14 protein-coding genes are annotated in these 17,871 nt (G+C 43.3%); 8 read left to right on the plus strand and 6 right to left on the minus strand.

Features of this window, described 5'->3' with window-relative positions; genetic code table 11:
• Window positions 1–14: 14 nt before the first annotated feature.
• Window positions 15–1,448 carry a hypothetical protein gene (locus tag KYS23_RS08710; RefSeq protein ID WP_218418407.1) on the minus strand — a complete coding sequence of 478 codons (1,434 nt, stop codon included), beginning with the start codon at window positions 1,446–1,448 and terminating at the stop codon, window positions 15–17.
• Between the two features lie 60 nt (window positions 1,449–1,508).
• Entirely contained in the window at window positions 1,509–2,966 is a 1,458-nt protein-coding gene (locus tag KYS23_RS08715; RefSeq protein ID WP_159531898.1) for a DUF3336 domain-containing protein, read from the minus strand.
• Between the two features lie 214 nt (window positions 2,967–3,180).
• Here KYS23_RS08715 and KYS23_RS08720 point away from each other — a divergent pair, with 214 nt between their 5' ends.
• The 3 genes from KYS23_RS08720 to KYS23_RS08730 are packed head-to-tail and all read left to right on the plus strand — an operon-like array spanning window position 3,181 to window position 6,507.
• Window positions 3,181–4,389: a DUF445 domain-containing protein gene (locus tag KYS23_RS08720; protein ID WP_218418408.1), complete on the plus strand. Its 1,209-nt coding sequence runs from the start codon at window positions 3,181–3,183 to the stop codon at window positions 4,387–4,389.
• Window positions 4,390–5,064 (plus strand): TetR/AcrR family transcriptional regulator, encoded by a 675-nt coding sequence (locus KYS23_RS08725; protein ID WP_159531894.1) that lies wholly within the window; start codon window positions 4,390–4,392, stop codon window positions 5,062–5,064. It begins immediately after the preceding gene.
• Window positions 5,065–5,067: 3 nt separating this feature from the next.
• The gene (locus KYS23_RS08730) at window positions 5,068–6,507 is read left to right on the plus strand and encodes a wax ester/triacylglycerol synthase domain-containing protein (protein WP_159531892.1); all 1,440 of its coding nucleotides are present in this window, start codon (window positions 5,068–5,070) and stop codon (window positions 6,505–6,507) included.
• On the opposite strand, the gene KYS23_RS08735 is transcribed toward KYS23_RS08730, so the two are convergent.
• Entirely contained in the window at window positions 6,504–7,217 is a 714-nt protein-coding gene (locus tag KYS23_RS08735) for a DUF1439 domain-containing protein (RefSeq protein ID WP_159531890.1), read from the minus strand. The genes KYS23_RS08730 and KYS23_RS08735 overlap by 4 nt on opposite strands.
• Before the next feature lie 293 nt (window positions 7,218–7,510).
• On the opposite strand from KYS23_RS08735, the gene KYS23_RS08740 reads away from it, so the two are divergent.
• Window positions 7,511–9,157, plus strand: a complete 1,647-nt coding sequence (locus KYS23_RS08740) for a GMC family oxidoreductase (protein ID WP_159531888.1) — start codon at window positions 7,511–7,513, stop codon at window positions 9,155–9,157.
• Between the two features lie 8 nt (window positions 9,158–9,165).
• On the opposite strand, the gene KYS23_RS08745 is transcribed toward KYS23_RS08740, so the two are convergent.
• Window positions 9,166–9,774, minus strand: a complete 609-nt coding sequence (locus tag KYS23_RS08745; RefSeq protein ID WP_159531886.1) for a TetR/AcrR family transcriptional regulator — start codon at window positions 9,772–9,774, stop codon at window positions 9,166–9,168.
• A 124-nt stretch (window positions 9,775–9,898) separates the two neighbouring features.
• On the opposite strand from KYS23_RS08745, the gene KYS23_RS08750 reads away from it, so the two are divergent.
• From KYS23_RS08750 to KYS23_RS08765, 4 genes are all read left to right on the plus strand, one after another.
• Window positions 9,899–10,765, plus strand: a complete 867-nt coding sequence (locus KYS23_RS08750; RefSeq protein ID WP_218418409.1) for a crotonase/enoyl-CoA hydratase family protein — start codon at window positions 9,899–9,901, stop codon at window positions 10,763–10,765.
• 89 nt (window positions 10,766–10,854) lie between these two features.
• Window positions 10,855–12,897 carry an NADPH-dependent 2,4-dienoyl-CoA reductase gene (locus tag KYS23_RS08755; RefSeq protein ID WP_218418410.1) on the plus strand — a complete coding sequence of 681 codons (2,043 nt, stop codon included), beginning with the start codon at window positions 10,855–10,857 and terminating at the stop codon, window positions 12,895–12,897.
• A 399-nt stretch (window positions 12,898–13,296) separates the two neighbouring features.
• Window positions 13,297–13,782 (plus strand): hypothetical protein, encoded by a 486-nt coding sequence (locus tag KYS23_RS08760; RefSeq protein ID WP_218418411.1) that lies wholly within the window; start codon window positions 13,297–13,299, stop codon window positions 13,780–13,782.
• 518 nt (window positions 13,783–14,300) lie between these two features.
• The gene (locus KYS23_RS08765) at window positions 14,301–15,170 is read left to right on the plus strand and encodes a DMT family transporter (RefSeq protein WP_218418412.1); all 870 of its coding nucleotides are present in this window, start codon (window positions 14,301–14,303) and stop codon (window positions 15,168–15,170) included.
• Window positions 15,171–15,298: 128 nt separating this feature from the next.
• On the opposite strand, the gene KYS23_RS08770 is transcribed toward KYS23_RS08765, so the two are convergent.
• Window positions 15,299–16,330: a fatty acid desaturase family protein gene (locus tag KYS23_RS08770; protein ID WP_420838753.1), complete on the minus strand. Its 1,032-nt coding sequence runs from the start codon at window positions 16,328–16,330 to the stop codon at window positions 15,299–15,301.
• Between the two features lie 113 nt (window positions 16,331–16,443).
• Window positions 16,444–17,502, minus strand: a complete 1,059-nt coding sequence (locus KYS23_RS08775; RefSeq protein WP_246604337.1) for a flavin reductase family protein — start codon at window positions 17,500–17,502, stop codon at window positions 16,444–16,446.
• Between the last annotated feature and the right edge of the window lie 369 nt (window positions 17,503–17,871).

The following is a 17,871-nucleotide window of genomic DNA, read 5'->3' on the forward strand; positions in this document are numbered from 1 at the left end:
GTTTAGCCATAAGGCTAACTCGTTTTGCTCCACAGACTTTGGTGCTTCTTAAAACTGAAGTAGTCGTAAGGCTCCCAAAAGCTGGGAAGCAAATCATCTACCGCGTCTGGGGTGAAATTACTGGAAAGCTGGCTCATGATTTCTTTCAAGCGGGCTTGATCCACATTCATTAATTTTTTTCTGCTAGCGGGGAAGTAGAGGTTTCTGCTTTTCTCAATAACTTCGATATGACCACTGCTAATATGCTTTTGATTGCGCGTGGTCACTTTGCAGATTGGCTCAGCGGGTTTAGTTGGATTTAATCCCACCACCACCGCACATTCATATTGGTCTTTTTCTTGGCCGTTTTCATTTACGGGAATGAAAGTAACACCGAAGCCTTGCGGGAAGTAACCGACCAAATCAACAAAGTCCTCTGCTAGCTTTTTATTTAAGGCCCCTTTTTTTGATAGCTGCTCAATAAGTAAATAGCCTTTAGGTAAATTTTTTCGGCTGTAATCAGCTTTTGTTGAAAAAATAACAGACGCATAAATTTGCGGTATTTTAATCAGCTCACCTAAGCCAGTTTTACAAACAAAGGCATCTTTTACCAACTGGCTAACAAAATCATTGGCTTCATTGTGGGTTTGCACAAATCGGTCACGTTCTTCTTTCACGTTCCCCACATAGGCAGGAATGCCTAAACCTTCAACCAGGTATTTCATGGTGAATTGATAGTTTAGCTTCAACAAGTCTTTTCGCTGAGACTCTTCAAGTAATCGGAATTCATCTAGATTGTTGTTTGCGCCACGTAATATCGTTAATGCACCTGGGCTTTGTAAACCTACATCTTGTAACAAAGAGGCAGTAATTAGTGGACGGCCTAATTCTACACGCCACTTTTCACGCCAATAGCGGTTACCCCGCATCCGAGAAATTGCGTCACGATATTTTGAAAGGTACTTGTGCGCAATGGTATCGTGTTTAAGTAATTTATCGGTAAGCCTTAGTACCAATACAGCTTTATAAAGAGGCTTAAAGCGCTGGTGAATGCGGGCAAACTTACCCTCAGGGCCTTGAGTGAGTAACATTAAGGTGCCAAGAAATTTTGCACTTAGCTGCTGGGTTTCTTGCCAGCTATCTCCCTCGCATAGCTTAATAAGCTTATTGCTCACTTCATCAATGCGAGCAAGCCGCGCAAGGCGTTCCTCTTCGAGCTTTTGGCTAGAGTTTTTAATTTGCTTTTTGAGTTGATCTATCAGTACTTCTTTCTTTGCTGAAGCTTCCGCTTTTTTTAACTGCGCCTTTAATTCTTCAACGTGCGCTTCCAGCTCAGGGGTTAAAGAAAAAAAATGTTTTGCATCTTCAAAGACTGAACCATAGCCAACCTCTTGCGGGTATACCATGTTTATTAATTGTTTAACTTGCTGCGTGTAGATGCTGTCTGGGCTTTGAGTTTGTGCGCTCACCGATATCCTTCGTGTTTGTTTAACCCCAAAGCTAGCCAAATTCTTGCGTGGGGTGGGTATTTAGGCACTGTGACCTAATTCAACCGCTTCTCTTTGTTTCAATTTACCAAGATAATACCGCAAACTTTCACTAATTTTGGTATTTTTTTCAATAACATCTAGCTGCGGCCAAGTTGCTTTTTCTCCACTCACGATAAGCGCGTTTATACTTTCTAAGCTGGGATTCGCGATAACCTGTGTCAAATTGCGGATTTGTCGCTTGGGAAGAATGTTTATGTTCCCAACATATTGCTGATCGATAATAGACTTCACTTTATGAATAGCAAGTTTAGCGCCCTTATTGTCAGTCATATTTTCAATTATATCGATGGCAAAAATACTGTTACTTTTTAAAAGTTGCCCCACGTGACGCGTTGATAGCCCCCACAATGATTGAGGGTTGATGCGCGTAGATTGAATGAATGGCACGGCGAGCGGATTGGTTTGGCTTACAATGCTGTGATTAACACCGTACAATCTTGCAAGCCTGTCAAAGGGCAAATCGGCCATTAGCGAGCCGTCAGCGAAACGTCGGTTAGGAATATAAGGGACAATATTACCTGCAGGTGTTTTAGCGCGAAGTTGAACAGGGCTGAATACTACCGGCACGGCACAAGACGCTCTTACCGCTTGGGTGATAATGGCGTTAGGCGACGTTTTGGCATTTAGTAGCCTAGAATGCTGGTGTAAATCTGCAGGCGATACCGTTACGGTTACATGGCGACGGGTCTTTTTATAAGCTTCCTCAAAGGTGGTTAAATCGAAAAGGTTGATTAATGCATTCTCTAAGGCAGTGCTATCAAACAAACTATTTCTGCCAAACCCCGCCCAACTTCGCCATTTTTTGAAAGTTTCGTAGATATTTTCAGCACTTAACGCCTCGAGTAGTTCATCATGAGTGCGTGTGCCGACCAAGGCGGCAATAATGGAACCAGCACTTGCGCCTGACACAACAGAAGGTAACAGCTCTTTTTCATTTAACGACTTTACCACCCCGCAATGAAAGAACCCCAATCCAGCCCCGCCAGATAGCATAAGACAGCTGCGTCCGAATGCATGGGCGGTTTCTTCAAAAAATGACAGCTTCTCATAAAAGTCAACATCGTCTTCATTGGCTTGGTAAATTTGATCAAGAGCTAGCTTGACCTCTTCAATGAATTGCACAATGAGATACTTAGTGCCCAACTTGCATTTGCGGCGCATAGCTGGGTTTGCAATATTGCCCAGATTCCCATGCAAGCCTTCATGAATAATTGACATAAGCGCATGCATGTCGCCATTGCCTCTTGCAATTTTTAAGCGCTGAACCCGTTTTTGGATAAGTATGTAATCGTAATCATCTGATGCATCATCGGCTTTCCACGCTTCTGCACCGGAAATTTCGTCATGCGCTAAGCAAGCTTCTTGGTACGCTTGATAACTTGATGCATGGGCAATGTCTTGGTCTAATTTTTTTAAACGTAAGTCAAATAAAGCCATATTTTCATTGTCACGAGTGAGCATACAAAAAGTGTACAAAGGAAATTTAGAATGCGCTACCTAACAAGAATCAACCAAAATTAAGAGGGTTTATTTGATGTATTTTAATAAATTTTGGAAACCTTCGTGCATTTAGAGATAAAACATTGACCAATTCGTAAGCACTCAGTAGCCTGAAAGAGAATAAATATAATTCGAGCAAGTTGTTCGCCATATGGAATGGAATTTAGAAACACTGAGTTTGCTGTCAATTCCGCTGATAAGCGCACTGGTTGGCTGGTTAACAAATTACCTCGCGGTAAAGATGATGTTTTATCCCGTCGAGTTTGTCGGGATAAAGCCTATATTTGGCTGGCAGGGGTTAATTCCAGCTAAACGCAGACAAATGGCGGAAATTGAGGTTGAGCTTGTTTTAGGCAAGTTGCTAAGTGTTGAAGAGCTCGCGAAGCGCATCGACCCTAGCGATCTTACCAAAGCAATAGAACGACGGCTTGGCCAGGTTACCCGTAAAGTCGTTAACGACGTTATGTCCGAGTCTGCCCCTCAATTGTGGGCAGCGCTTCCCGTGCAAGGAAAAAACCTTGTATATCAGCGTATCGAAAATGATATTCCCAATGTGGTTCACAAGATGGTGGATGACTTTCAGCACAATGTAGCCGAAATTCTAGACATAAAAGAACTTGTTGTTGAGCAACTGGTAAATTCACCTTCGTTAATTAATGAAATTTTTCTTACCGCAGGTAGTAAAGAGTTTCCCTTTATCGTGCGCTCAGGTTTCTATTTTGGTTTCCTTTTCGGGCTACCCACCATGGTTTTATGGTATTTCTTTCAAAACTGGTGGATTCTACCTCTTGGAGGACTTCTAGTGGGCTATGCAACAAATTGGATTGCGATAAAAATTATATTTGAGCCTAAACGACCCTTTAAGTTTGGCCCAATCACCATACAAGGGATGTTTCTTAAACGGCAAAAAGAAGTGTCTGAGGTGTACGCTGAGATTATTGAGCAGAAGTTGATCACGCCTAAAAATATTACCCACGTTATATTGCATGGCTCTGGATCAGCTCAACTTTTGGAGCTTATAGAGCTTCACGTTAACGACGCTATTGAGCGCTATGTCGCTATCACTCAGCCTTATTTTGCCCTGGGTGTGGGCTCAGAAAATTATCATAAAATGAAAGCCTTGGCGGTGAAGCAGATATTCGATAATTCAGATAAATATCTGTTGTATGCCTATGATTACGCTAACGACGCGTTGCACGTAGGCCAAGATTTAAGCGAACGAATGCAAGCCTTAAGCGCACAAGAGTTTGAAGGGGTGTTACGCCCCGCTTATCAACAAGACGAGTGGAAGCTTATTGTCACAGGTGCCATATTGGGGCTACTGGCTGGCTTCGCTCAGTTGTATTTGGTGTTTTTATAAATGAAAACATCACAGCGAATTTTACTCACGGCACTCACCTTGTTTAATCGGCACGGGGAGAATGGTGTTACCAGTGTGGATATTGCCATGGAGTTGGATATTAGCCCTGGCAATTTGTATTACCACTTCAAGGGCAAAGAAAGCATGGTGAGTGCGCTTATGCGTATGCATGAAAAGCAGATGCAGCGTATGCTGGTACCCAACGCTTTAGATTCACTTACCGCAGAAGATGTCATGTATTACTTGTATCTGTTGGTAGACAGCTTGCACGTATTTCGGTTTTTTTATCGAAGCCCAGCGGATATTGTTGAAAAATATCCGTTAATTGAAAAGCCCCGTAAAAATATTCTTTCAAGTTTACGCAAGCAGCTTTCTCAATTACTGACTACGTTGAGCAATAAGAAGGTATTGGTCGCATCGCATTCAGATCTCACATTGCTGGTTGATTTACTTAGTCTCATTATTACCCAGTCTTGTCAATTTGATGAAACTAACAGCCATATGGATGAAACATCTCAGCGTTATCATGCGCTGTCGCTCATGATGGTTAGCTTACTGCCACGATTAGTACTCAGTGAAACACAACAAAACAGTATTTTAGATGCGTTGCGTTCACATGCATTAGCGAATGTCACTGAGCATGTGCCACAGGATATGTTTAATACAAAGGAATAGTCGATGAGTAAAACACTTAGTTTTCTTGATAAATCCTTTTGGATTACGGAATCCGACGACAACCCAAAACATGTTGGATGTCTTCAATTACTTGAGATGCCAGAAGGGGCGAAAAGCCCTGAATATGTGCCCGCTATTTATAATGAAATTAAAGGTTTTGCAAAAGGGACTTCACCGTTTAATTGCGTTGTAAAAACCGTGCTAGGCTATCCGGTAGGACTTTCTCCAGTGAAACATTTGAACATGGATTATCATGTTCAATTGCATCACGTTGACGATGTGAGTAACCGACAGAATCTAGATGAATTTGTCGCGCAACTGCACGCTGCACGATTAGATCCCGATAAACCTCTGTGGCAATACCATTTCATCTTCGATACTAATAGTAGTACCTATGCCATTTACGCCAAGGTACATCATATGTATGGCGATGGCGCGACCTTAGTAAGGTGGTTTCAGTCTTGCTATGTTTCTGCTTCTAATAATTCTGAATTCACGCCTATTTGGGCGGTGAAACGACTACGACATAAACGCAATGACTCCCCCAGTTTCTACAAACGCTTACTGAGTGTGGGAAGCGCTATAAAAACCGGTTTCGATTTGCTGGTCATCTTAATACGCATTTTTTTGAAGTTGTTGAGAGTGAATCCCCATTATATGCCCGTGCCTTTTTCAGGCACTAAAACTGTGTTAACTGGGCAGGTTGAAGCGGGAAGGGTAGTCACTACAACAGATATCGATTTTAAACGGGTGAAAGCGCTAGCCCGACGCACCCGAGCCTCTGCCAACGAGATACTTTTGTGTGCCTTTGATATTGGCGTGCACCGGTTACTAAAAGATCATGGTCAGGTTTTTAAAAAAGCATTGTTTACCAATATGCCCATCAACCTCAGAAAGCCAGGAGAGAAAACCACAGGCAATAAAATTGCTATTGTGCCGGTACAGTTGGCCCATGGCGATCAAGACCCTTACCTGCGTCTACGCCAGATTATTATTAACCATAGAATAGTTAAACATGCCGCTATGCGAGCCCGACCGGCTTCTTTCAGTGGTTACACCATCGTGATCCAATCCTTAGCATTGGTATTTGAATGGCTTAATATTTCCAATGTGGTTAAACCTATCGCTAATATTTTGGTATCGAACATACCTGGCCCACGAGATACGCGATATTTAAAAGACAGTAAGCTACTAGCCTGTTATCCCATTTCCACCATGACCCCAGGCGGCGGGGTAAATATCACGTTGATGACTTATGCAGGGGTGGCCAATGTAGGTATTGTTTGCTGCAACAAAAATATCAGTACATTGCAGCCGTTAGCCGGTTATGTGCAAGAAGCTTTCGAGATGTTAGAGGCTTGTATAGATAATCCACGACTGCGTATTACTGATATAGGGGAACATGAAGAATCGGTGCCTGTGTCGATTGTAAGCGAACATTAAAAATAGAACCGTAGCGAGGCTTGTTCGACTCTAACCGTTTTTCCATAGCGTGCAAAAAGCACTTCCCGCCATTGATCTTCGCGCATTATATGGTGAAGAGGGAGTGTAGCCATTTTGTCCAATATGGCTTTTTCAATTTGAGGCTTATGGAAATCAAGTACGGCTTGTTTCGAGCCGCTTAAAAATAGCTTCAAATATTCTGCCGCTTGGTCGGAAGTACCCACGGTTACCAGTGATAATATACTTTTAAGCGAGCGGCCCAATAATGCATCTAAATTTCCGGGCACAAAGCGAGAAAGTAAAAATTGCGTGTCTTTTAATAAGGCGTAGTCGTCATTCACCATCGTAATGTTATCTACCTGCTTCTCGGTAAAATAAAGGGTAGATTCATGTTTGTTGTAGTCCGGTGATGCACTTAGCGTAATGATAAGGTGGGCACGATAAATGGTCGTTTCAGCAACGTTAATGGTGATTGACGCTAATAATTGAATGCATAGGCGGTTGCTTGGGGCATTAAAGGTTAATTTGCCACTGTTTACCACGACATGAGCTTGGCCTGCCGGTATGGCTAAGGGGAACGATTGAGGCAGGTTTTCAGACAGTAACATATTGAGTTCATCGGCTGAAAATTGGTCGTAGCGAAGCTTTCCTAGCTTGATTAAAAGCTGGGAAATAAGAAGCATACCTCTGTCGCGCAAACCTAGTTTCATTTTTTCATGCTATGCATTTAATTACTCGGGCGGGCTATGATGGTCTTAACTCGTTATACATAAAACAGTTTTTAAAATATATAACATATCACTTTTAGATGGGCTGTTTATTTTGATAGTCTGGTCTTACCACAATGCTGCATATCATTTTATTTTTGATAATAAGTGACTAATACTAAGCATCTAATAATAAGAGTCGGCACAGCTCAGTCATGCGCCTACAATTCGTAATTGCATAGTAATACAGGCATTAACTGAGTATTTCACCGCGTAAACGTGTTTTGGAGCAATGCATGAATGAGATTCAGGGTAAGTATGACTATATCATCGTAGGCGGTGGGTCTGCAGGTGCGGTATTAGCGGCACGATTATCTGAAAACCCAGCTCTGAAAATTCTTATGCTAGAAGCCGGTACGAAAGACACTAACCCGCTTATTCATATTCCTTTTGGTTTATCGCTATTAAGCCGATTTGAAGGCATAGGGTGGGGGTATCATACCGCACCACAAAAAGAACTATACGATCGTGAGCTATTTTGGCCTCGAGGAAAAACACTAGGCGGCAGCAGTTCCGTTAATGCTATGTGTTACATTCGTGGTCAAAAAGAAGACTACGATTATTGGGTAGAGCAGGGCGCAGCTGGCTGGGGTTTTGAGGACGTGCTGCCTTACTTCAAACGCTCTGAAAACTTCTTCAAAGGTGAAGACGAATTTCATGGAGAAGGTGGGCCGCTGCATGTTTCTCAACTTAAGCACACCAGTGTGCTTTCCGATGCTTTCGTTGAAGCCGCAAGCCACGCAGATTTTAATGTTGTAGATGATTTCAACCGCGATATACGTGAAGGCATTGGCTATTATCATGTTACCCAAGTCAACGGACAGCGTTGCTCAACCGCAAAAGGCTATTTAAGCCAAGCACTTCACCGCAATAATCTTACTGTACTTACCGGTGTGGCCGCGGAAAAAGTACTATTTGACGACAACAGAGCCATTGGCGTGCAAGTACGAGAAAAAGGCAAAATTGCGCGGTATTCTATTAACCGTGAAGCGGCTAATAGCGAAGTAATACTCTGCGGCGGCGCTATCAACTCTCCCCAACTACTTATGCTTTCCGGTATCGGGCCAAGAAACGAATTGGAAGACCAAGGCATTTATGTCATGAATGACCTGCCAGGGGTGGGGCAAAATTTACAAGACCACCTAGACGCTATTGTTCAATTTACCTGTAAAGCACGAGAAGGTTATGCGATTGCTGCTGGTGCATTACCCTCGTACCTAAAGGCCTCGTACGATTATCTTTTTCACCGTAAGGGAATTTATTCTTCTAATGTGGCTGAAGCGGGCGGTTTTGTAAGTTCAAGCCTTGCTACCCGAGGGCCAGACATTCAATTTCATTTCTTGCCCGCTATATTAGATGATCACGGGCGAAAGTTTGCCTTTGGTTATGGATACGGCGTGCATGTGTGTTGTTTGTACCCTAAAAGCAGGGGCAGTATTACACTGCAAAGCAGCCATCCTGCCGATCACCCGCTTATCGACCCAGGTTACCTCACGGAACCTGAAGATAGACAAGTAATGATTGAAGGCATACGAATGGCAAGAAAGCTGTTAGCTGCACCTACGTTTGATAAATTTGAAGGCAGTGAACTGCATCCAGGCACTGATGCTGAGTCTGATGAAGCGCTTCTTGAGTTTCTAAGGGAGCGGGCTGAAACCATTTATCATCCTATCGGTACTTGTAAAATGGGGAGTGAAGGCGACCCTATGGCCGTGGTCGACAATCAGCTTAAAGTGCGCGGCGTAAAAGGCCTGCGTGTGGTAGATGCATCTGTGATGCCAAGCCTTATTGGCGGAAATACTAACGCGCCCACAATCATGATTGCGGAGCGAGCGGTCGATTTTATTAAAGCCGAGCATGAAGGGCGTGTTGCGCCCATTTAGCTAATGCGTTAGTTTTTCGACACTTGCATAAACAAATCGGCGGCGCAGTCACACATTTCATCAATGTGACTGCGATCAGCATAAATCCCATCAATCAATAGCCGTGCAATGCCATGCAAAGTACCCCACGTCACTTGCGCCATGCGAAGCGCATCTTGCCCTGCCGGTAGTAGGCCTGTTTGCTGCCAGTATTTCGTCATATCAACTTGAAACTGAAAGCAAGGGTAAGCCACTTCTTTGAGCCCCTGTGTTGCGCCATTGTCGTGCCAAATAGTACGACCGAACATAAGCTCATACATTTGCGGGTTATCCGCCGCGTACCCTATATATTCATGAATAAACTGACGAAATCGCAACTGGGGTGCCACATCATGCTGATCGAATATTCGCTTGGCGGTGGTATGCCACTGGCTAAAACCTTTTGCCGCAATAGCACTTAACAAGGCGCTTTTGTCTTTAAAATGATGATAGGGTGCGGTTCGCGACACACCAGCATCTTCCGCAAGCTTTCTAAGTGACAAGCTGTCTATGCCGAATTCTGCCACCCGTTTGGTTGCCGCCTCTAATAACGCCGTGCGTAAATCGCCATGATGATAAGTTTGTGCTGCATTTGTCATACTGGTGTAAACCAAACCCTATTTTATGGTTGAGACGAATAGATAACGTTTTATCTTGACAGTGTCAACATTGCATTTTATCTTGACGCCGTCTAGTTTGCAAAAATGTTAACAGGAGAGTGAAATGGAAGCAGAGTCAATGTCACAAGAAAACCCGTATTCTACCCTTGAAGTGATACAAGAAGGGTATATTGCAAAGGTCGTGTTAAACAGGCCAGAAGCCATGAACAGCATGAATCCTGCCTTTTGGACAGAATTCCCCGCTGCCATTCGCGCGATAGACGACGAGGGCACCGCCCGCGTTATTATCATTTCTTCTACCGGAAAGCATTTTTCAGCTGGCATGGACTTGTCGGTATTTTTGAATATGGCGAAAGACTTTAAAGGCGACCCATCACGTCGCGCTGAACGCATGCGCCGTATGGTGATGCTATTACAAGATAGCTTTACGGCGATAGAGCAAGCCCGCATGCCGGTAATTGGAGCAGTACAGGGAGGTGCCATTGGCGGCGCAGTAGACTTACTTAGCGCCTGTGACATACGTTATTGCACAAGCGATGCCTTCTTTACCATAAAAGAAACGCAATTAGGCATGACCGCCGATGTAGGCACATTACAACGTTTACCTAAGCTTATTCCTATTGGTGTAGTAAAAGAGTTGGCGTATACCGGCCGTAATTTTGGCGCCAAAGAAGCTCAGCAGTTAGGCTTCGTGAACAAGGTATTTGATGACCAAGACATCATGCTAAGCGAAGTGACTAAAGTTGCGCAGTCTATCGCGATGAATTCTCCGGTTGCGGTAGCAGGCACTAAAACCATGATTAATTTCGCGACCGAGCACACTATTGCTGAGAGTTTGACTTACATGGCTACGTGGCAAGCCGGTATGTTCCAAATGGAAGATGTGATGAAAGCCATGGAAGCACAGAAAACCCAATCGCTTCCTGATTTTGAGCCACTTCATGGCGCAGTAAATAAGATGAAAGACTAGCGTGCAGGCAACCGAATAGTCTACGAGTAACACGCTGTAAAAACAGAATATAAAAGCATTAAGAAACAGGCACTAGTTAAGGATTTATGATGAATACGACCGTTACCGATCATCCTGTATACCCAAGTTTATTTCGCCCGTTAGATTTAGGTTTTACCCAGCTTAAAAACCGTGTGCTAATGGGCTCTATGCATACTGGCTTAGAAGAAATGCCAAAGGGCCATAAGCATATGGCGGCGTTTTATGCAGAGCGTGCCAGAGGCGGTGTCGCCCTTATTGTTACCGGTGGAATTGGCCCGAATGAAGAAGGCTCAACCCACCCTTCAACTCGCCGACTAGATACAGACGAAGCTATCAATCACCATAAAGAAGTGACCGATGCCGTGCATATTGCGGGTGGTAAAATTTGTATGCAAATTTTGCATACCGGCCGTTATGCTTATAGCGATAAATTGGTGGCGCCTTCTGCAGTACAAGCGCCCATTAATCCGTTCAAGCCAAAGGCATTAGAAGACGACGAAATAGAACAGCAAATTAAAGATTTTGTATTTTCAGCCACTCAAGCACAGCGTGCTGGTTACGATGGCGTTGAAATTATGGGCTCTGAAGGTTACTTCTTAAACCAATTTATTGCTAAGCGCACCAACCATAGAGATGATGACTGGGGCGGCGAATATGAAAACCGTATCCGCCTACCTATTGAAGTGGTTCGTCGTGTTCGCGAAGCAGTGGGTAAACACTTCATTATTATTTACCGTTTATCAATGCTAGACCTTGTTGAAGGTGGCTCAAACTACGAAGAAGTGGTTCAGCTAGGTAAAGAGATTGAAAAAGCCGGTGCAACTATCATCAATACCGGTATTGGTTGGCATGAAGCCCGAATTCCTACTATTGCGACAAAAGTGCCCAGAGCCGCTTTTACCTGGGTAACAGCGAAGTTCCGTGAAGCCTTGAGCATTCCGGTGATAACGTCAAACAGAATTAATACACCGGAAGTGGCGGAAGAAGTGTTGGCGCGCGGCGATGCCGACATGGTGTCGATGGCACGCCCTTTCTTGGCCGATTCGGATTTTGTACGTAAAGCGCAGCAAAATCGCGCAGACGAAATAAACACCTGTATTGGCTGTAACCAAGCCTGCCTTGACCATGTATTTAATGGCAAGTTAACCAGCTGTTTAGTTAACCCTCGTGCGTGTCACGAGTTAGAGCTTAACATTGTGCCGGCCGACACCAAAAAACGCATTGCGGTAGTTGGGGCAGGGCCAGCAGGTTTAGCGTCAGCCGTAACGTCTGCCCAGCGTGGTCACGACGTAGTAATTTACGATAGTGCTAACGAAATTGGTGGTCAATTCAATGTAGCGAAACAAATTCCGGGTAAAGAAGAGTTCTATGAAACCTTGCGTTATTTTGCTCGTCAAATTGAGCTGCACAAAAATATTACGTTAAAGCTAAACACCAGAGTTGATGCAGCCATGCTTAACGACGAAGGCTTTGATGAAGTGATGGTGGCCACCGGTATTAAACCGCGCACGCCTGCCATTGAAGGCGTTGAGCATGAAAAAGTGATGAGCTACTTAGACGTGCTTAAAGCGAAAAAGCCAGTAGGGCAGCGCGTAGCCATTATTGGGGCCGGTGGTATCGGCTTCGATACGGCCGAGTTCTTATCACACGGTAAATCGACCCCAAGCCAGGATATTCCTGCGTTTATGAAAGAGTGGGGTATTGATATGACCTTTACGGCGCGTTCAGGGATTGAAGGGGTTAAGCCACAGCCTGAGCCGTCTAGTCGTGAGATATTCTTGCTACAACGTAAAACCAACAAAGTAGGAGCTGGCTTAGGTAAAACCACGGGCTGGGCTCACCGCGTAGGGTTGTTAGCGAAAGGGGTTAAAATGATTCCAGGCGTAACCTACGACAAAATTGACGATGAAGGCTTACACATTACCGTAGGCGGTGAAAGTCAGTTGCTTCCTGTCGATAACGTGATTATTTGTGCTGGCCAAGAGCCAATGCGCGACATCGTTGAAGGGCTTAATATGTCTTATCACCTAATTGGTGGTGCTGATGAAGCGCTTGAGCTAGATGCAAAACGTGCTATCGACCAAGGTACGCGAGTGTGTGCTGCGGTTTAAGTTGATATTTGAGATTTTGCAGCAGGGTTAGGAAGATACGTTAATATTTACTAACCCTAATATAGATTCCAGCATTGATAATTTTCTAAAAGGCCTATTCCTGCGGGAATAGGCCTTTTTATTTGTTGCGGTATTTTACAGGTAGCTAAGCGCCAGTAAGAGCCTTTCGGGGCTCTTTGGGTATGCGGCAGCTTTGTACGTGATGCAGACACTGGCATCATTAGAAAATAATGACAGCAATTAGTAGTGTTATCGGACTAATAACTCATTACTTTCTAGCAAAAATAATATGTTTAAATATACAGTCTCAATCATTTTATCCATGATTCAGTAAATGGAGAAACTTTCACTATACTAAATTGTTAGGTGCACTCAATAAGTCAAACAACGGAGGTTATAATGACAAAAAGTTTTAAGCCTATATTAGCAACAATTCTAGTGCTAGCCTTATTTTGTGGTGTCTGGTGGTTTGGCCATTATTCAGGGAAAGTACAGTTCTCTAATATAAATTCTGTAATGTTATTCTTGTTTACAAATGCAGCTCTGTGGGCAATGCCTATTTGTTTAGAAGCAGATGAAAAGGGTTCAAATTTTAGTTTTAAAAGTCACGGTTTCCAGTTGTCTATAATAGCACTAACAAGTCTCATTGCTCTAGGATCTGGACTTAGCCTGAAAGGTATAGAACTTGACTATTTCATTGCGTACTTAGTTGCCATTTTTCTATTAGTCTGTGTAGGGGCGTACATTAACTCAGGAAACAATGATTCTTCAGTTAACATTCATTGGAGCTACAGATTAGGGTCGTGGATTATTGGTGTAGTTTCGGTACAAATATATCTTATTTATTCTTTAGAGGATGAGGTCGTATCATGGTCTTTATTTTAATAGTTAGTACATTAGTTCTAGTTCTTGGGTACATAGTTATTGATAGCTACTTAAATCCAAAAGATGCGATTGCTGATCATTTAGTTAAATTAATTAATGACATAAAAGAAAAACAAAAACATCACCTTTAAAGCTGCACCTAATAAGCAAATAAAGCGGGACTACTAACGCTTGACTCGATACCGCTTCGCTACATATTTTAGCCAACTATTACTCGCTCCCTAGTAGGGTGATCGTCTGCTCATTGTCTGAAGCGGTCGCTTAATACCTACAAGGGTAGTGAAGCGGCTATGAAGTAGGCTTCTACTAACTATCTGCCATTCATACAAAACTGTCTAGTAAATGCGTTCCTTAGCTGCGCTAACGCTTTCATGTATTTGAAATAAAATAATCATTAATAAAGCATATAATCGAATAAATAATAAAACCCGACACATTAAGAAATAGAACAGGTTATTAATAAGCGCTGTTTTTCACTTTAAGCTATTAAATCATTACGAACATGAGATTCATTTATTATGTGGATAGTTTATGCGTTGCTCGCAACATTTTTCTTTGGTTTGCGAGGGATCTTGTATCAATGGACATCGCAGAAAAACTTAAATCGAGATCTACTACTATTTGGTGTTTTCTGTATAGGTTTTATCATCAGCGTAGTAGGGGTTCTGTTGTTAAATCAACGATGGTACGGCTGGGCAGATGTCGCTGTTGGTATGGGGCTAGGCTTTGGCTCTTTTGCCGCTAATGCTGTTTTACACAAAGGGTTTTCAGTAGGAAAAGCATCACTCATCAGCGTTCTAGCAGGGTTGACGCCTTTGTTTGTTCTCATCTTTGCCTTTTTACTTTGGAATGAGACGTTAACATCCATTCAATTAATTGGATTTGTAATTATTTTTTGTGGTCTTTGTATTATTAGATATTCTTCAGATATCTCTATTAATAATTTAAAAGGGGCGCAATGGGGGCTACTGGCTGCACTGTGCTTTACGTTTACTGATTTAATGGGTAAACAGTCCACACTTTTAGAGGCAGATGTTTTTGCGACGTTAACGTCTATGTTCGGCTTTGGAAGTTTCCTTTTTGCCATGAGATGGTTAGCAAAGCGTAAGAAATTTATAGGGTCTCAATATTCAGAGAAAACTCATTGGTCAGAAATAAAAACCTTCTCTTGCGGACTGATAGTAGGGGTCGCAAATGTAAGTGGAATGGTTGCAATAATATCCGCTTTTTCTATTGGTAATACTGGGTTAGTTTCCGCAATTTCAGGAATGAATATTTTACTTATTCTCCTTTATTCTCATATTGTTTTGAAAGAAACATTTAGCCGTCAAGAAGTGCTAGGCTTAACCGCTGCTTTTGTCGGCGTTATCGTGCTTAGATTGAATTAAACCTTTTTTGCCAGTAGCTTTTTCTGCCAGTACCTTTACCTGCAAGCACCTTTTTCTGTAAATACCTTTGCGCGCAAAAATACCAGCGCAATCGCGATGGCCGGCTGGTAGGTTTTGCGCTCAAGGGCTTAAGGAAAAGAGTAGCGAACAATGCGTTTTAGTACGCTAGCGTACTGCTTCCAAAAACTGCCAGTGTTGTAGTACATACCGTGTTGTTTAAATACAGCTTGTACTTTAGGGGACATTTCTCGGTAGCGTCTGGCGGGAATGTCAGGAAATAAATGGTGTTCTACCTGAAAACTTAAATGCCCAGTAAGTACGTGAAATAAATTTCCGCCCTTGATATTTGATGAGCCTAACCCCTGACGATAGTACCACTGGCCGCGCGTCTCATTTTTGCAATCCTCTGCTTTAAAGGTTTCCACATCACCGGTAAAGTGCCCGCAAAAGATGATGGTAGATGTCCATAAATTACGTAGCAAATTGGCAATAAGGTTGCCTGACAATACCCATAAGAACAGCGGGCCAGCCAGCAAAGGGAAGAGCACATAATCTTTTACCAACTGACGTGCGCCTTTACTGAAAAAGCGTTTTTTAAGCTCGCTATGGGTTACTTGGTTTTTGCGGTTGTCTTTCTTCTTACCGAAAAATACGCGTTCTGCGGCCATCTCGTGATACGACACACCCCACTGAAACATTATGCTAAGCAAAATATAGGTAGCGAACTGCCAGAGGTTTTTTACCCGCCATCTAAAGTCGTTCGATAAGCGAAGTAGGCCATAGCCAAAGTCTCTATCCTTGCCAATAATATTGGTGTAGGTGTGATGTTCGTAGTTGTGCACCCGGTTCCAACTTGCTCCATCGCAGGCAATATCCCACTCATACCGCTTTGAATTTATATGGCTGTCGTTCATCCAGTCATACTGACCGTGCATCACGTTATGGCCAATTTCCATGTTATCCAGTATTTTCGCTGCTGCTAAACTTAGTACGCCAGCTACCCAAAGTAGAGGCTGTAAGAAACCAAGCATTAATAATATGCGGCCACTCCATTCACAAATACGCTGGATAAGTATAATACGTCGAATATAGGCTGCATCTTCAGCGCCGATTTTATCTTTTACTTCCGACTTTATTGCATCAAACTGAGCTTCCAACATAGCGTAATCAGGTTTGCTTACGCTCTGCGGTGGGGTAGTTGCTTGTTGTAATCGCGCGTCAGTTTGACTAGGCGCTTCTTGTCGTTCCTCGGTATTAATTAAGACGCGAGTGTTCATAGTTGAATCTCCAAATCGGTTACGGCTTGCGATACACACAGCTGAATAAGTTGCTCGGCGCTATCGGACAGTTCGCCGGTGCGGGTATCGCGCACTACGCCCCGCTTTTTCACACATTGGCATTGATGGCAAATACCCATACCGCAGCCATACGTTACAGGCTGCTTCGCTTCTTGAAGCTGCAAAAGCAGAGATTTCTGATTATTCACCGATAAATGCTGGCCGTTGTGCACCAAAGAAAACGTTTCTTTTTCGCTCAAACTTCCAATGTTCACAGTGGGCAATGCGGCAAAATGTTCACTGTCTAACGTTGCCCCCGCCAATTTTGCTACTTCGTGAACCTGTTCGTACATTGCATTAGGGCCACACATCAACCAGTGGGCATCAGCAAAGTGTGATAGGTAATCCTTTACATCGCCATCTTTATGTCGAGTCAACACGGCAAAAGTAAAGTTGTTGGCGCGTTTTTGAAGTGCTAGTAATTCGCTTTGCAACACGTGCTCGTTGGGTTTTGCAAAGTAAAGCAGATGGACAGGCGCGCGGTGTATTAGGTTATTTTCAATGGCGTCTTCAAGCATAGCGATAAACGGCGTTATGCCAGAACCGCCCGCAACCATAAGTACGGGTTTATCGGTATTAGGTAAGGTGAAATTCCCCTTAGGCGCCGATATATTCACCCATGTATTGGGTGTTATCGAGGAAAGAGCCGGGGTAAGTGCACCTTCGTTATTGACCTTAGTGATAAGCCGAATATTTTTCGTTTCGCGATGAAAGCTTGCACCACAAGCGACGGTAAATACACGGGTAGTAAGCCTTCCATTCACTTCAATGGTTAGCGCGATATGTTGCCCTGCAATATGACTAGGCCAAGCTTTTTCGGGCGTTAAAATAACTTCCAGCATGTCAGAACTAAGATTTCTGACAGCTTCAACTTGCGCTCTGTAATAGCCATCTCGCCACGCAGGTTTAAACTGCTGTATAAGCACTTCCCAATATCCTCTCCATGAATTGTGATGGAGCAAGCGATGGGCTAGATTATCGAGTAATAGTTTCAACGTTGAGATCACACCTATTAATTTTTTGAAACAGACTTTAATAGAGAGTAAATAATTTAAGCGTACACTTGTATGCTCAATCAGCGCACAAGTGTAAGCTTAAATTTATTCTCGTCAAGTGAATAGTTAAAAATACGTACTCACGCAGGTTGATTGTTGGCAGGTAGGTTTTTGTAAGGTTTGTAATGTGTAGTTGACTGGTGCTGCAGGAACGTTATGAATTCGAGGAAATAATTGGCATTTCGATTAAACCCGAGTTTTGTTTGAAGCGCTACGAGTTCATAAAGCTAGCGCTCTTTGAGCCGTAGCCCTGAGCATAGCCACATGGGAAGCGCAGCAATTGCGGTGTTGGCAGATAATTTCGCGAAG

The sequence above is a fragment of the Alteromonas lipotrueae genome (assembly GCF_019249255.1).
GTDB lineage: Bacteria > Pseudomonadota > Gammaproteobacteria > Enterobacterales > Alteromonadaceae > Alteromonas > Alteromonas lipotrueae.

Bases quoted from the DNA above. Each gene is read 5' to 3' on its own strand.
- KYS23_RS08715 (WP_159531898.1), bottom strand. From the start codon at position 2,966: ATGGCTTTATTTGACTTACGTTTAAAAAAATTAGACCAAGACATTGCC.
- KYS23_RS08755 (WP_218418410.1), top strand. From the start codon at position 10,855: ATGAATACGACCGTTACCGATCATCCTGTATACCCAAGTTTATTTCGC.
- KYS23_RS08725 (WP_159531894.1), top strand. From the start codon at position 4,390: ATGAAAACATCACAGCGAATTTTACTCACGGCACTCACCTTGTTTAAT.
- KYS23_RS08730 (WP_159531892.1), top strand. From the start codon at position 5,068: ATGAGTAAAACACTTAGTTTTCTTGATAAATCCTTTTGGATTACGGAA.
- KYS23_RS08750 (WP_218418409.1), top strand. From the start codon at position 9,899: ATGGAAGCAGAGTCAATGTCACAAGAAAACCCGTATTCTACCCTTGAA.
- KYS23_RS08745 (WP_159531886.1), bottom strand. From the start codon at position 9,774: ATGACAAATGCAGCACAAACTTATCATCATGGCGATTTACGCACGGCG.
- KYS23_RS08735 (WP_159531890.1), bottom strand. From the start codon at position 7,217: ATGAAACTAGGTTTGCGCGACAGAGGTATGCTTCTTATTTCCCAGCTT.
- KYS23_RS08765 (WP_218418412.1), top strand. From the start codon at position 14,301: ATGTGGATAGTTTATGCGTTGCTCGCAACATTTTTCTTTGGTTTGCGA.
- KYS23_RS08720 (WP_218418408.1), top strand. From the start codon at position 3,181: ATGGAATGGAATTTAGAAACACTGAGTTTGCTGTCAATTCCGCTGATA.
- KYS23_RS08760 (WP_218418411.1), top strand. From the start codon at position 13,297: ATGACAAAAAGTTTTAAGCCTATATTAGCAACAATTCTAGTGCTAGCC.
- KYS23_RS08770 (WP_420838753.1), bottom strand. From the start codon at position 16,330: ATGTTGGAAGCTCAGTTTGATGCAATAAAGTCGGAAGTAAAAGATAAA.
- KYS23_RS08740 (WP_159531888.1), top strand. From the start codon at position 7,511: ATGAATGAGATTCAGGGTAAGTATGACTATATCATCGTAGGCGGTGGG.